Here is a 14,250-nt window from a genome sequence, read left to right as displayed (position 1 = left end):
CCCACCACCCCGTCCCGCACGCCCCGAGCCGCCGGACCCTGCTCGCCGCCACCGCGGCCGGTGCCGCGCTGGCAGCCGGCGGCCCGGCTCTGGGTACCGCCCACGCCGCCGCCCCGGACCGCCGCCCCGACCGGGAGCGGCTGCGTGCCCTCATCGCCCGGATGACCCTGCCGGAGAAGATCGGGCAGCTCTTCGTCATGCGGGTGTACGGGCACTCCGCCACCGACCCCGATCCCGCCGACATCGAGGCCAACCGCAAGGAGATCGGCGTACGGGACGCCGCCGAGCTGATCGCCACCTACCACGTGGGCGGCATCATCTACTTCGCCTGGGCGCACAACACCCGGAGCCCGCGGCAGATCGCCGCGCTGTCCGACGGCATCCAGCGCGCCGGGCTGGCCCAGCCCACCCCCCTCCCGCTGCTGGTCTCCACCGACCAGGAGCACGGCATCGTTGCCCGGGTGGGCGCGCCCGCCACCCTCTTCCCCGGCGCGATGGCGCTGGGTGCCGGGGGCCGGGAGGCGGACGCCCGGGAGATGGCCCGTATCGCGGGGCGGGAGCTGGCCGCGCTGGGCATCCGGCAGAACTACGCGCCGGTCGCGGACGTGAACGTGAACCCGGCCAATCCGGTGATCGGCGTACGGTCCTTCGGCGCCGACCCCGAGGCGGTGTCCGCGCTGGTCACCGCGGAGGTGCGGGGCTATCAGGAGGGCGGGGTGGCGGCCACCGCCAAGCACTTCCCGGGGCATGGCGACACCGCGGTGGACAGCCATCTGGGGCTGCCGCTGATCACCCATTCGCGGGAGGAGTGGGAGCGGCTGGACGCCCCGCCGTTCAAGGCCGCCATCGCCGCCGGCATCGACGCCGTGATGACCGCGCACCTGCTCTTCCCGGCCCTGGACCCGGTCGATGACCCGGCCACCCTGTCCCGGCCCATCCTCACCGGGGTGCTCCGCGGCGAACTCGGCTTCGACGGCGTGGTGGTCACCGACTCGCTGGGCATGGCCGGGGTGCGGAAGAAGTACGGCGACGACCGGGTGCCGGTGCTGGCGCTCAAGGCCGGGGTCGACCAGCTGCTCAACCCGCCGGACCTGCCCGCCGCCTGGCACGGGCTGCGCCGGGCGGTGGAGAGCGGCGAGGTCCCCGAATCCCGGCTGGACGAGTCGATCCTGCGGATCCTGGAGCTCAAGTCCCGGCTCGGGCTGTTCGACGAGCCCTACACCCGCGCCGGGGAGGTGGACCGCGTGGTGGGCAGCCGCTCCCATCTGGCCGCCGCGGACCGGATCGCCGACCGCACCACCACCCTGCTCCGCAACGACCGCGGGCTGCTGCCGCTGTCCCCGCGCCGCCACCATGACCTGCTGGTGGTGGGGGTCGATCCGGCCTCGCCGTCCGGTACCGGCGGGCCGCCCACCGCGGTGCTGGCCCGGGCGCTCGGGGAGCTGGGCTTCACCGCCGAGGCGCTGTCCACCTCGACCGGTGCCCAGCCGGATCCGGCGCCGGAGCGGATCGCGGCGGCGGTCGCCGCGGCCCGCGGCCGGGACGCGGTCATCGTGGCCACGTACAACGTCGGCCGCACCTCGGCCCAACGCACCCTGGTCGCCGAGCTGGCCGCCACCGGTGTGCCGGTGGTGCAGCTGGCGCTGCGCAACCCGTACGACATAGCCCAACTGGCCGACAGCGGACTGTCCGCCGCGCTGGCCGCCTACTCCTGGACCGATGTGGAGGTGCGCGCCGCCGCCCGGGTGATCGCCGGGCGCGCCCGGCCGCGCGGCAGGCTGCCGGTGTCGGTGCGGCGCGCGGACGCCCCGGACCAGGTGCTGTACCCGCTCGGCTACGGCCTGGGCTACTGAGGGCCGGTGCCCAGGGGCCGGGCTGCCGAGGGCTGACGCCTGAGGCACGGGGCCCAGGGGCCTGGGCTGCCGAGGGCTGACGCCTGAGGTACCGGACCCCGGGGCCTGGGCTGCCCAGGCCCCGGGCCCCGGGCCCTTGGGAAACGATCGACGGCCTCCGGTCGGCTCGGTGGAGCCGGCCGGAGGCCGTCGTACGGCGAAACCCGCCCACTCGTCGGTGGCCGGCGGGTCTACCGGGTCACGGGCGCAGCAGCGGCTCGCGCTCGATGTCCCGCTTGTCCAGCTTGGCGTCGTGCTTGGCCAGCGGCTTGGCCGCCTGCTCGCCCTTGGCGACCGCGGCGGGCGCCACGCCGGCCCACTCCAGGATCTCGGCGGTGGCCTTCTCCTTCTCGCCGGCCTTCAGGCCGGCCACGTTGGCGCCGTGGTTGCCGCCCGGCGCGGTGAAGACGTAGGAGTCCTTGGAGCCCTTGCCCAGACGGAACGGCTCGGCGCCCCACGGGTCGTTCTGCCCGTAGACGAAGAGCATCCGCTCGGAGTCGTGGCGCACCCAGTTGTCCACGTCACGCATGACCGAGGGCTGGAACTTCATCGAGATGGACCGCGGCACGTAGTTGCGCGGCTGGTATATCCCGGGGTAGCGCAGCAGGCCGTCCAGGTGCGGGGTCTCGAAGCTGGGCGAACCCAGCTGGGTGCCCGCCTGGTAGTAGTACGGGGTGTAGGTCTCCAGGCCCTGGTCGGTGTAGGCCGAGAAGCCGGAGATCTCGTCGACGAAGCCGTACAGCTCGTCGGTGGAGGCGGTGGCGGCGGGCACGTCGGCGCAGTCCGACTCCTTGTGGTATTGCCAGAACGCCCAGACCAGGTCCAGCACCACGTTCTCGTACGCCTTGTCGGCGCTGCCCACGACCTCGAAGGTCTGCTGCTCGCTGTCCGCCCACTTCTGGTAGCGGTCGACGATCTCGTCGCGGCGCACCAGGGCCTCGCGCTGGACCGCGTTCAGCTTGGCGCGGCACTCGGCGGTGCCGACCGTGGAGAAGAACCGGTCGTACGCCGAGTCCTCCTTGTTCACCACGTCGTTGGGCGCGACGTAGGCGACGGTGCCGTCCATGTCGTTCGGGTAGAAGCGGCGGAAGTAGGTGGCGGTCATGCCGCCCTTGCTGCCGCCGGTGGCCAGCCAGTTCTTGCCGTAGATCGGCTTGAGCGCCCGGTAGAGGCGGTGCTGGTCACTGGCCGCCTGCCAGATGTCCAGCTTGGACCAGTCGGCCGGCTGGGGGCGGGACGGGGTGAAGAAGCGGTACTCCATCGACAGCTGGTTGCCGTCGACGATCTGCGTCGGCTCGCTGCGGCGCGGGTTGGTGTTGACGTTGTAGCCGGAGGTGAAGAACACCGTGGGCCGGTCCGTGGACTTGTGCAGCAGGGTGATCCGCTGCTTGAAGGTCCCCTTGGACGGGTGTCGGTGGTCGATCGGCTGGGTGTAGTCGAGCACGAAGAAGCGGTAGCCCGTGTAGGGCTTCTCCTCGACGAGGCTCATCCCCGGTATCGCGAGGATCCGGTCCTTGATGTCCGGCTCGGCGGCGGTCGCCGCACCTGTGGCCGTGGCGGCGCCGGTGCCGAGCGTGCCTATGAGCACGACCAGCGACAGCAGCCATCTGAGCGCCTTGCGCATTCACCCTCCCCTGGGTCAGCAAAGGTCGCCGCGAACCTACCTGTGCCGCACATGGACCCGCCAGCCCTCTTCAGCACCCTCTTGGCCACGGAGAGTTGTGGCCTGTCCCCTTTCGTCGCGTGCTGTGATGGCGCATCCTGCCGACATGGACCGAGACGAACCGCCTGAGCGGAGTGAGCGGACCGAGCGGTTGCGGCGCTATCTGGCGGAACTTCAAGAACGGGTCGAGCCGCGCTCCCTGGAGCTGCTGATCCGGCTGCTGCACGAGGTGAGCACCTCGCCGGCGGTGCACGGCGGGACCTACGAGCTGGGCATGGGGCCGGCCGAGCGGGAGCTGTTCACCCCCGCCCTCCAGGCCGAGCTGCTGGTGCTCTTCGGTCTGCTCACCACCCAGGAGGAGCGGGTGGTGGTGGACCTGGGGGACGCGCCGCACGCCCGGGGCATGAAGGTGCTGGTCCCTCAGGACCGGGCGGACGACGCCGAGTTCCTGGCCCGGCACAAGGATCGGGTCGCGGCCGAGGCGGAGCGGCGGGAGCACGACCGGCAGGAGGTCCAGGCCATCGCCCGGGCCAGCGGCATGGAACCGTAGTCCGCGCGGCGCCCCGAAGGTACGGGCCGATCCCCGCGGTTGGCGCCCGGGATCCGGGAGGGTCCCCAACGGCGACCGGGCCGGAGGCCGTGAGGCGCCTCCGCCCGAGGCGCCGGACTGGCCGGAAGCCGTGAAGCGCCTCCGCCCCAGGCGCCGGACTGGCCGGAAGCCGTGAAGCGCCTCGCGGAGGTGCCCGGTGGAGTGTTCCCGCCGGAAGCCGTGTGGTTCGCCCGGGTGCGGGACCGAGCCCCGCCCCCGGGCGTCACGGACCGCGGAACCAGGGCCCCCGGGCGCCACCGAACGCCTCACCAGGGACCCCGGGCCCTCGACCGCACCACCGCGGCCGGCCAGGCCACCGGCTACACCACCGCGGGCTCCGTCTCTCCGGTGAAGGTGCGCCACAGCTCCGCGTACCGTCCGTCGCGGGCCAGCAGCTTCTCGTGGGTGCCGTCCTCCACCACCCGCCCGTGGTCCAGCACGACCACCCGGTCGGCGCGGGCGGCCGTGGTCAGCCGGTGGGCCACCACCAGCGTGGTGCGCCGGCCGGCCAGCCGGTCGGTGGCCTGGTTGACCAGTGCCTCGGTGGCCAGGTCCAGCGCCGCGGTGGCCTCGTCCAGCAGCAGTACGTCGGGGTTCACCAGCTCGGCCCGGGCCAGGGCCAGCAGCTGCCGCTGCCCGGCGGAGAGGTTGCGTCCGCGCTCGGCCACCTCGTGGAGGTAGCCGCCGTCCAGCGAGGCCACCATGGCGTGGGCGCCGACCGCCCGGGCGGCGGCCTCCACCTCGGCGTCGGTGGCGTCCGGCCGCCCGTAGGCGATGGCGTCCCGGACCGTGCCGGGGAACAGGTACGACTCCTGCGGGACCACGCCCAGCCGGTGCCGATAGCCGGTCAGGTCGAGTTCGCGCAGGTCGGTGCCGTCCACCCGGACGCTGCCGGAGGTCGGGTCGTAGAACCGGGCCACCAGCTTGACCAGGGTGGACTTGCCGGCGCCGGTCTCGCCGACGAAGGCCACCGTCTGCCCGGCCGGTATCCGCAGGTCGATGCCGGACAGGGCGGCCTCCTCCGCCCCGTCGGTGCCGTTGTACCGGAAGTGCACGTCCTCGAAGGCGATCTCGCCGCGCAGCGCGGACACCGGCCGCGGGGACTCGGCGGGCGGGGTGCTGGTCGGCTCGCGCAGCAGCTCCTGGATCCGGCGGAGCGAGACGGTCGCCTGCTGGTAGCCGTCGAAGACCTGGGAGAGCTGCTGGACCGGGGCGAAGAACAGGTCGATGTAGAGCAGATAGGCGACCAGCGCACCCGTGGTGAGGGTGTTGTCGCCGACCCGGTGGGCGCCGACGATCAGCACCAGCGCGGCGGCCACCGAGGAGAGCAGCTGGACGAAGGGGAAGTACACCGATATCAGCCACTGGCCGCGCACCCGGGCCTCGCGGTAGCTGTCGCTGCGCTCCTCGAACCGGGCCTGCCCGGCGCCCTCGCGGCGGAACGCCTGGACGATCCGCAGCCCGGCGACGCCCTCCTGGAGGTCCGCGTTGACCCCGCTGATCCGCTCCCGGGCCAGCTCGTACGCCTTGACGCTCTGGCGCCGGAAGAAGACGGTGCCCACGATCAGCGGGGGCAGGGTGGCGAACACCACCAGGGCCAGCTGGACGTCGATGACCAGCAGCGCGACCAGGATGCCCAGGAAGCTCAGCAGGCTCACCACGGCGGTGACCAGGCCGGTCTGCAGGAAGGTGGAGAGTGCGTCCACATCGGTGGTCATTCGCGTCATGACCTTGCCGGTGAGCTCGCGCTCGTAGTAGTCCAGGCCGAGCCGCTGCAGCTGGGCGAAGATCTTGACGCGCAGGGAGTAGAGCACCCGCTCGCCGGTGCGGCCGGTCATCTGGGTCTCGCCGATCTGGGCGGCCCACTGGCCCAGCACCACCAGCAGCGCGATGGCGGACGCCGCCCACACCGCGCCCAGCGCCGCCTGGTCGACGCCCTTGTCGATGCCGTGCCGGATCAGCACCGGCAGCAGCAGACCGGCCAGGGCGTCGGCGGCCACCAGCAGCAGCGCGATCAGCAGCGGCACGCGGAAGCCGCGCAGCAGCTGCCGCAGCCCGTAGGCCCGCTCGGGGCGCTGGGCGGCCTCCTCGTCGATGTCCGGGGTGTCGTTCGCCGGGGGCAGCGCGGCGACCTTCTCGAGCAGGTCGGGGGTGGCGGGCGAGCCGGCCAGCGCACCCGCCATCCCACCGGGGCGCCCGGACGCGGCCGCGGCGCCGGCCGCGGCGGCGCCCGCCGAGGTGTCGGAGGACTGCTCGTGTTCGCCGTCCCGCACCCACAGTGCGGGGGTGATCCCGTCCACCACCCGGTGGCGGGCCTTCGCCTGCTCGCGGTCGCCCTCGGCCGCCGCCTCGATCGGGGTGTCCAGATGGAGGGCGAGGTCGAGCGGGCGGTCGGCGGTGCCGGCGGCCGAGGGCTCGCCGTCGAGGGCCGGCCGGCCCGGACGGTGGCCGTCGGGGGACGCCGGCGGGGCGCCGTCCTGCCCGGCGGTCAGCCCCGCCGGGTCGCGGCTGACCCCGCCCAGCTCGTCCGGGTCGGTGAGCAGCCGGCGGTACAGCTCGCAGCGGTCCCGCAGCTCCTCGTGGGTGCCGGTGTCCACCACCCGTCCGCCGTCCAGCACCGCGATCCGGTCGGCCAGTGCCAGGGTGGAGAGCCGGTGGGCGATCAGCAGGGTGGTGCGGCCCTGCATCACCTCGCGCAGCGCCTCGTGGATCTCGTGCTCGACCCGTGCGTCCACCGCCGAGGTGGCGTCGTCCAGCACCAGCAGCCGGGGGTCGGTGAGGATGGCCCGGGCCAGTGCGATGCGCTGCCGCTGGCCACCGGAGAGGGTCAGGCCCTGCTCGCCGACCTCGGTGTCGTAGCCCTCGGGCAGCTCACGTATGAAGCGGTCGGCCTGGGCCGCGCGGGCGGCGGCGAGTATCTGCTCCTCGGTGGCGTCCGGGGCACCGTAGGCGATGTTGGCGCGCACGGTGTCGGAGAACAGGAAGCTGCTCTCCGGCACCAGGCCGATGGCGGAGCGCAGCGAGTCGAAGGTCAGCTCGCGCACGTCGTGGCCGCCGATCCGCACCGTGCCCTCGGTCGGGTCGTAGAAGCGCGGCAGCAGCAGCGACAGGGTGGACTTGCCGCTGCCCGAGGCGCCGACCACGGCCAGCGTCTGGCCGGGTTCGATGCGCAGCGAGACCTTGTCGAGCACCGGGCGGGCGGGGTCGTAGCCGAAGCTGACCCGGTCGAACTCGACGGTGGCCGGTGCGTCGGCGGGCAGCTCGCGGGCGTCCGGCCGCTCGCCGATGGCGGGTTCGGCGTCGATGATCTCGAAGACCCGCTCCACGCCGGCCCGTGCCTGCTGGCCCATGGTGAGCATCATGGTGAGCATCCGGACCGGGCCGACCAGCTGGGCGAGGTAGGTGGAGAAGGCGACGAAGGTGCCCAGGGTGACCTGGCCGCGGGTGGCCATCCAGCCGCCGAGCGCCAGCATGGCGACCTGGCCCAGGGCCGGTACGGCCTGGAGGGCGGGGGTGTAGCGGGCGTTGAGGCGCACGGTGCGCAGCCGGGAGGCGAACAGCGCGCGGCCGGCCTCGCGGAGCTTGGCGGTCTCCTGCTCCTCCTGGCCGAAGCCCTTGACCACGCGGACGCCGGTGACCGCGCCGTCCACCACGCCGGCCACCGCGGCGGCCTGGCTCTGGGCGTGCCAGGTGGCGGGGAAGAGCCGGCGGCGGCTGCGGGAGGCGAGGAACCACAGGGCGGGGGCGACGGCCAGCACCACCACGGTGAGCAGCGGCGACAGGATCGCCATGATCACCAGGGAGATCAGGAAGAGCAGGACGTTGCCGATCATCATCGGCACCATGAACAGCAGGCCCTGGATGAGCTGGAGGTCGCTGGTGCCCCGGCCGACGACCTGGCCGGTGCTCAGTTCGTCCTGCCGTCTGCCGTCCAGCCGGGATATCGCCCGGAACATCTCGGTACGCAGGTCGTGTTGGACGTCCAGGGCGAGCCGGCCACCGTAGAAGCGCCGGATGTAGGTGAGGACGTAGACCGCCACGGCGGCGACGATCAGCAGGGTGGCCCAGGGGCCGATCGAGCGGGTGCCCTTGACGATCACATCGTCGATGATCAGCCTCGGCACCAGCGGCACCAGGGCCATCACCGCCATGCCGGCGAGCGAGGCGCCCAGTGAGAGCAGCACGTTGCGCCGGTACCGCCAGCAGTAGCGGGTCAGCCGGCGCACCCAGCCCTGCGGCCTGCCGTCCCCCGTCGAAGCGCTTGCCACCCGTGACCTCCTGGTCCTGTCCCGTCCACCCCGCGGCCCGTGCCACCGGATGCCTCCGTGGCCCTTGCCACCGGATGCTGCAACGCACAGGCGTGCGGATTTCATCCTGCGGCAACACATCGATTGCGACAGGACGGGACGGGGCCGAACGGGTCAGGCCGCGGCGGGCGCCTCCTCCTCGGGCACTTCGGTGATCTCGGCGCAGCGGGCCGCGACCTGATCCAGGGCCAGTCCGAGGGCCCCGGCCAGGGCCGCCACGGTGAAGAAGGCGGGGGTCGGGGCCCGTCCGGTCTCGATCTTGCGGAGGGTCTCGGCGGAGATCCCGGCGGCGGCGGCGACCTCGGCCATGCTGCGTTCGCCGCGCGCCTGACGCAGCAGAAGGCCCAGGTGCCGGCCGCGTTCGCGTTCCAGCGGAGTCAGAGGAGTGCGCACCATGGACGTGATACTAATACCGGTATAAGAATTGGGACAGCGATTGTGTCCTCACGGACCCGGTACGGAGGCGGTCGGCATGGTGGAGATCAAGACGGACGCGGCGATGGACGCCATGCGGGAGGCCGGGCGGGTGGTGGCCCGGGCCCTGGCGGCGGCGCGCGAGGCCGCCGCGGTCGGCACCGGGCTCCGCGAACTGGACGAGGCGGCCCGCGCCGTGCTGGACGAGGCGGGGGCGAGCTCCCCGTTCCTGGGCTACCGCCCGCAGTTCGCGCCGACCCCGTTCCCGGCGGTCATCTGCGCCTCGGTGAACGACGCGATCGTGCACGGCATCCCTAACGGCTACCGGCTGCGCGACGGCGATCTGGTGAGCATCGACTGCGGTGCCCAGCTGGACGGCTGGGCCGGCGACGCCGCGATCAGCTTCATCGTGGGCACCCCGCGCCCCGAGGACCAGCGGCTGATCGAGGCCACCGAGGCCGCGCTGGCCGCGGGCATCGAGGCGGCGGTGGTCGGCGGCCGGATGGGCGACATCGCGCACGCCGTCGGCTCGGTGGGCCGCACCGCCGGCTACGGCATCCCGGCCGACTTCGGCGGCCACGGCATCGGACGCCGGATGCACGAGGACCCGCCGGTCCCCAACGAGGGGCGGCCCGGCCGCGGCTACCCGCTGCGGCACGGGCTGGTGATCGCCATCGAGCCGATGTTCCTGGCCGGCGGCTCGGACGCGTACGTCACCGACCCGGACGGCTGGACGCTGCGCACCGCGGGCGGCGGACGCGCCGCGCACAGCGAGCACACGGTGGCCATCACGGAGGACGGCCCCCGCGTACTCACCCTGCCGTGACCCTCGGGCCGGCCCACCGACGTACGGCACCAGCCCGAGTCGTACGGCCCGAGTACCCGAGGTGACCCCGCGAGCCCCGTACGGCGCCCGCGGCCGGCGGGCTCAGGCTCCCAGCAGTTGCGCGAAGCGGGCCGGGTCGATGTTGCCGCCGGAGACCACCACGCCGACCCGGGGCGGCGGCTCGGCGATCCGGCCCGCGAGCAGGGCGGCCAGCCCGGTCGCCCCGCTGGGCTCGACCACGATCTTCAGCCGGGTGAAGGCGAACGCCATGGCCTCGCGGATCTCCTCGTCGCTGACCAGCACCACCTCGTCCAGCAGTCGCCGGTTGATGGCGAAGGACAGCTCACCGGGGGTCTCCAGCGCCTGGCCGTCGGCGATGGTGCGCGGCACCGGGATCCGCACCCGGTGCCCGGCCTCCAGCGAGCGCTTGTAGTCGTCGCCCGCCTCCGGTTCCACGCCGATGGTGCGGATCGCGGGATCCAGGCCGCGGGCCGCGGTGGCGCAGCCGGCCATCAGCCCGCCGCCGCCCACCGGGGTGATCAGCGCTCCGAGCCCCTCGACCTCCTCCATCAGCTCCAGCCCGGTGGTGCCCTGCCCGGCGATGACATGCGGATGCTCATAGGGCGGGATCAGGGTCAGCCCGCGGTCGGCGGCCAGCTTCTCGCCGATCGCCGCCCGGTCGCCGGTGTAGCGGTCGTACGTCACCACCTCCGCCCCGTAGCCCAGGGTGGCCGCGCGCTTGGCGGCCGGCGCGTCCTCGGGCATCAGGATGACCGCGGGCGCCCCCAGCAGCCGGGCCGCCAGCGCGACCGCCTGGGCGTGGTTGCCGGAGGAGTAGGCCGCCACGCCGCGCCGCAGGCGCTCCGGCGGGAGCTGGGCGATGGCGTTGTAGGCCCCGCGGAACTTGAAGGCGCCCACCCGCTGGAAGTTCTCGCACTTGAGGAAGGTCCGCGCGCCGACCCGTTCGTCCAGGGTGCGCGAGGTCAGTACCGGGGTGCGGTGCGCGACGTGCTCGATCCGAGCCGCCGCGGCACGGATGTCGTCGAGGGTGACCTGTTCGGTGGTCATGCTGGTCCGCCGTCCTCTCGGTCGTCCGGGTCTTCGGTTGGTGGGGTGCCGGCCGGCCTGTCCCGCTCGGCCGAGGTGCCGCGCACCTCGGCCAGGTAGGCGTAGGCGGAGGCCCGGGAGATGCCGAGCCGGGCCGCGACCCGGGGCACCGCGCGGCGCACCGCGAAGACCCCGGTGCGCTCCAGCCGGGCGAAGAGCGCGGTCCGCTCGGCGCGGTCCAGGTCGGCCCACTGCTTGCCCTGGGCGAGTTGCAGCCCGTCCACCGCGGCGTCCACCACCTCGTCCACGTCGTTGCTGAAGGTGGTGGTGGGGACGGCGGCGCCGGCGGCCAGCCCGACCAGGTCGCCGATGATCTCGTGCGCCTGGCGCAGGGCGGTGATGTCGAGGTTGACGCAGAAGGCGCCGAACGCGGTGCCGCCGCTGGTGCGCAGCACGATGGTGGAGGACTTGAGCATCCGGCCGCCCCGGGCGCGGGTGACGTAGTTCAGCCGGTCGGTGGCCGCGTCGCCCTGGCCCAGCAGGTCCATGCCGATCTCGCTCATGGAGCCGCCCACGGCGCGGCCGGTGAGGTTGCCCGCGATGGCCACCACGGACCCCTCCGGGCGGCGGAAGTCGTGCACCACCACCTCGCAGCTGGACCCGAAGGTGGCGGCCAGGCCCTCGGCGACCGGCCGCAGTGCGGCGATGATGGCGTCCGCTTCCGCGTTCTCTCCGTTCACATGGATGGACTGTACAGAGCCTGGACTCATTGTCCAACCCCCCAGGTTTCTCCCGGCGCCCCGGCACCCCGGCGCCGTCTCCGGGCACGGGCACGGGGCACCGGGACCCGAGCGCCCGGCGCCGGGAGGGTCGCAGGTCGCGCCCGGCGCCCCGCGCCCCCCGTGTGCCTCAGTCCCGCTCGGCCCCGAGGACCCTCAGTTCCGCGATGCCGGCCCGGTGCTTGTCGTCCGCCGAGCGCAGGGTGACCCGTACGTAGCGCGCGGGGCGGGTGGTGTGCGCCGCGGGTGGTTCGGTCCAGTGCGTGCCGTCCACCGAGACGCGCACCGTGTACGAGGCCGGGCGCACCGCGGTCCACACGGGCTTCACCGCGCGGATCGGGTGCACGCCGCCGAGGTCGGCGGTGAGGGTGCCGTGCGCCGCGTCCGGCACCCAGGCGGTGACGGTGCTGCCGTCCAGCGCCGCCGGGGCGTACCTCCCGGGCTCCTCCGAGTCCGCGGTGGCCGCCTTGCACCGGGCCAGGTCGTCGGTGCGGGCCAGGTCCGGGCGGCGGGTCTTGAGCACCAGCGGGGCCTGGGTGCTGACCACGGACTCCCCCTGCGGGGTCTCGACCCGGAAGGGCTCGCCGGAGACCAGCCGCACGGTGGTCTGGTGGGCGCCGAGGTCGATCCGGTAGTCGCGGCCCTGCCAGCGCAGCCCCTTGAGGGTGACGCCCCGGGTGAGCCGCGGGGGCAGCATGGGGTCCAGGTACACCCGGTCCGGGTGCTGCCGCAGCCCGGTCAGGCCGTTGAGGAAGACCTGGAGGAAGCCGCCCTTGCCGGTGAGGAAGTCCTGGGCCGGGGAGCCGGCCAGCGGGTCGGCCGCGCCCGCCTTGGTGCCGCGCGCCTCGGAGAACAGGTTGAACGGGCCGCGGACGAACGGCCGGATGGCGCGGATCAGATAGGTCTGGGTGACGCAGCCCGGCTCACCGACGTCCGCCGCGACGATGGCGTGCACCGAGTCCGTCATGGCCGGGCCGTCCGGGTCGGTGCGGGCCGCGTAGTAGTCCAGGGTGTTGGCCGCCGCCCGCCGGGACATCGGCCAGCGCAGCGGGTACCGCAGCAGCACGGCGTCCGCCTGCTTGATCAGCCGGCCCCGGTAGCCCGCGTACTGCTGGAAGACCTGGTGCTCCTCGTCGAACAGGATGCGCAGCCGGTCCGCGATCCGGTTCCATTCGCCGGGCGCCGAGGCGCCGACCAGCCGGGCGGCCCGGGTGGCGAGGCGCAGCGTGGTGGCGGCGCCGGCGTTGGTGAAGACACCGTCGTTGACCCCGTTGCTGTACTCGTCGGGGCCGGCCACGTCGTTGATGGAGTAGCTGCCGTCGGCGTTGGGGGTCACCCGGCTGGTCCAGAACTCCGCGATGCCCTTCAGCACCGGCCAGCCGTACCGGCGCAGCCAGGCGGTGTCGCCGGTGGCCAGGTAGTACTGCCAGACGGCGAGGGCGACGTCCGACTGGAGGTGGATCTGGGTGCGGCAGTGCGGCGGGTCCACGCTGTGGCACTCGGTGGGCAGATCGCCCCGGGAGCCGCTGTTCCAGGGGTAGAACAGCCCCCGGTAGCCGAGCCGGCGGGCGTTGGCCTGGGCGGCGGGGCGGGTGCGGTAGCGGTACTCGACCACCGTTCTGGCCAGTTCGGGATGGCCGGCCAGCAGGCTGGGGAACATCCAGGTCTCGGCGTCCCAGAAGATCAGCCCGCCGTAGTTGTCGCTGGTCAGCCCGATGGGCGCGATGCTGTTGCGGATGTCGGTCCGGGTGGCGGCGTACAGCCCGTACTCCGCCGAGCGCACCCAGGCCTGGAGTTCGGGCTGCCCGGCGACCTCGATGTCGGTACGCCACAGCCGCCGCCAGGCGGCGCTGTGGGTGGCCAGCAGCTGGTGCCAGCCGATCCGCGCCGCCTGCTGCGAGGCGGCGGTGGCGGCGGCCCGCGGGGTGCGGGAGGTGAGCGCGGTGTCCACGCCCACGTACTTGGTGATCTCGTAGCTGCGGCCCGCGCGCACCGGGAAGCTCACCGCCTGGCGGGCGGTCAGCGTCGCGGCCCCGGTGGCCGGTTGGCGCACCGCGCTGCTGAACACCCCGCGACCGAGCCGGAGGGTGGAGGCGACCGCCCCCTCGGTCCCGGTGCCGTCGGCGCGGAAGGCGACGTCCACCGTGCGGCCCCCGGGGCGGGCCCCGCCGCCGGTGCCGGTCAGCATGCGGGCTCCGCGTCCGTCCAGCACGTCGGTGACGCCGGCCTGACCGCTCCAGTGCGGGGTCATCCGCAGCCGCACCGCGCCCAGGTGCGCGTCGGTGCGGTGCGCCAGCACCTCGTAGACCAGGTCGGTGGCGCGTCCGTCCGCGGCGGTCCAGGTGAGCGAGGTGCGGACCAGCCCGCAGCGGAACAGCACGCTCTGCCGGTAGTGCGAGATCCGGCCGGCGGGGGTGCCGGTTCCGAAGGTCTCCGGGTGCCTGCCGCCGGTGCGCACCTCCAGCCCGGTCCAGGTCGGCAGGGCGGCGATGACCTGCCGGTTCTGGGTGGTCCGCGGGTTGTGCGCGTACAGCCCGGAGACGAAGGCGCCGTCGTAGCGGGGGGTGAACAGCGGCCAGCCGGTCTTGCCGCCGGGCTCCGCGTACCCCATGCCGACCGGCGGCACGCGCTGCCCCAGGTAGCCGTTGCCGACATAGGCGTGGTGGCTGTCGGCGGGGTCGATCCGGGTGGCGGTGGGCGCCCAGGAACCGGAGTCCGGGTGTCCGCAGGCGG

The 14,250-nt window shown here is 73.8% G+C and carries 9 protein-coding genes; 3 read left to right on the top strand and 6 right to left on the bottom strand.

Annotation, left to right across the window (positions count from 1 at the left end; genetic code table 11):
- A partial coding sequence (locus E4099_RS18300; RefSeq protein ID WP_245244961.1) for a glycoside hydrolase family 3 protein occupies positions 1 to 1,853 on the top strand: 1,853 nt, incomplete at its 5' end.
- A 238-nt stretch (positions 1,854 to 2,091) separates the two neighbouring features.
- Here E4099_RS18300 and E4099_RS18295 read toward each other — a convergent pair.
- Positions 2,092 to 3,516: a S28 family serine protease gene (locus tag E4099_RS18295; RefSeq protein WP_135340162.1), complete on the bottom strand. Its 1,425-nt coding sequence runs from the start codon at positions 3,514 to 3,516 to the stop codon at positions 2,092 to 2,094.
- Positions 3,517 to 3,661: 145 nt separating this feature from the next.
- Here E4099_RS18295 and E4099_RS18290 point away from each other — a divergent pair, with 145 nt between their 5' ends.
- Complete coding sequence (locus tag E4099_RS18290) at positions 3,662 to 4,105, top strand: hypothetical protein (protein WP_135340161.1); 444 nt, start codon at positions 3,662 to 3,664, stop codon at positions 4,103 to 4,105.
- Between the two features lie 359 nt (positions 4,106 to 4,464).
- Here the strand turns inward: E4099_RS18290 and E4099_RS18285 are convergent, their stop codons facing one another.
- Positions 4,465 to 8,412 carry an ABC transporter ATP-binding protein gene (locus E4099_RS18285; RefSeq protein ID WP_245244960.1) on the bottom strand — a complete coding sequence of 1,316 codons (3,948 nt, stop codon included), beginning with the start codon at positions 8,410 to 8,412 and terminating at the stop codon, positions 4,465 to 4,467.
- A 153-nt stretch (positions 8,413 to 8,565) separates the two neighbouring features.
- A complete protein-coding gene (locus E4099_RS18280; RefSeq protein ID WP_135340159.1) occupies positions 8,566 to 8,847 on the bottom strand; it encodes a helix-turn-helix domain-containing protein in 282 nt (93 codons plus the stop codon).
- Positions 8,848 to 8,923: 76 nt separating this feature from the next.
- On the opposite strand from E4099_RS18280, the gene map reads away from it, so the two are divergent.
- Positions 8,924 to 9,691, top strand: coding sequence for a type I methionyl aminopeptidase (gene map / locus E4099_RS18275; protein ID WP_135340158.1), 768 nt, complete (start codon positions 8,924 to 8,926; stop codon positions 9,689 to 9,691).
- Between the two features lie 102 nt (positions 9,692 to 9,793).
- Here map and E4099_RS18270 read toward each other — a convergent pair whose 3' ends face one another.
- From E4099_RS18270 to E4099_RS18260, 3 genes are all read right to left on the bottom strand, one after another.
- Entirely contained in the window at positions 9,794 to 10,759 is a 966-nt protein-coding gene (locus E4099_RS18270) for a pyridoxal-phosphate dependent enzyme (protein ID WP_135340157.1), read from the bottom strand.
- Positions 10,756 to 11,478, bottom strand: a complete 723-nt coding sequence (locus tag E4099_RS18265) for a helix-turn-helix transcriptional regulator (protein WP_245244959.1) — start codon at positions 11,476 to 11,478, stop codon at positions 10,756 to 10,758. The genes E4099_RS18270 and E4099_RS18265 overlap by 4 nt, the downstream gene beginning before the upstream one ends.
- 169 nt (positions 11,479 to 11,647) lie before the next feature.
- A partial coding sequence (locus E4099_RS18260; protein WP_135340155.1) for a discoidin domain-containing protein occupies positions 11,648 to 14,250 on the bottom strand: 2,603 nt, incomplete at its 5' end.

It is taken from the genome of Streptomyces palmae, from assembly GCF_004684805.1.
Classification (GTDB): Bacteria; Actinomycetota; Actinomycetes; order Streptomycetales; family Streptomycetaceae; genus Streptomyces; species Streptomyces palmae.
Note: the sequence above shows the minus strand (reverse complement) of the source record. Positions and strands in the feature narration are given on the sequence as shown.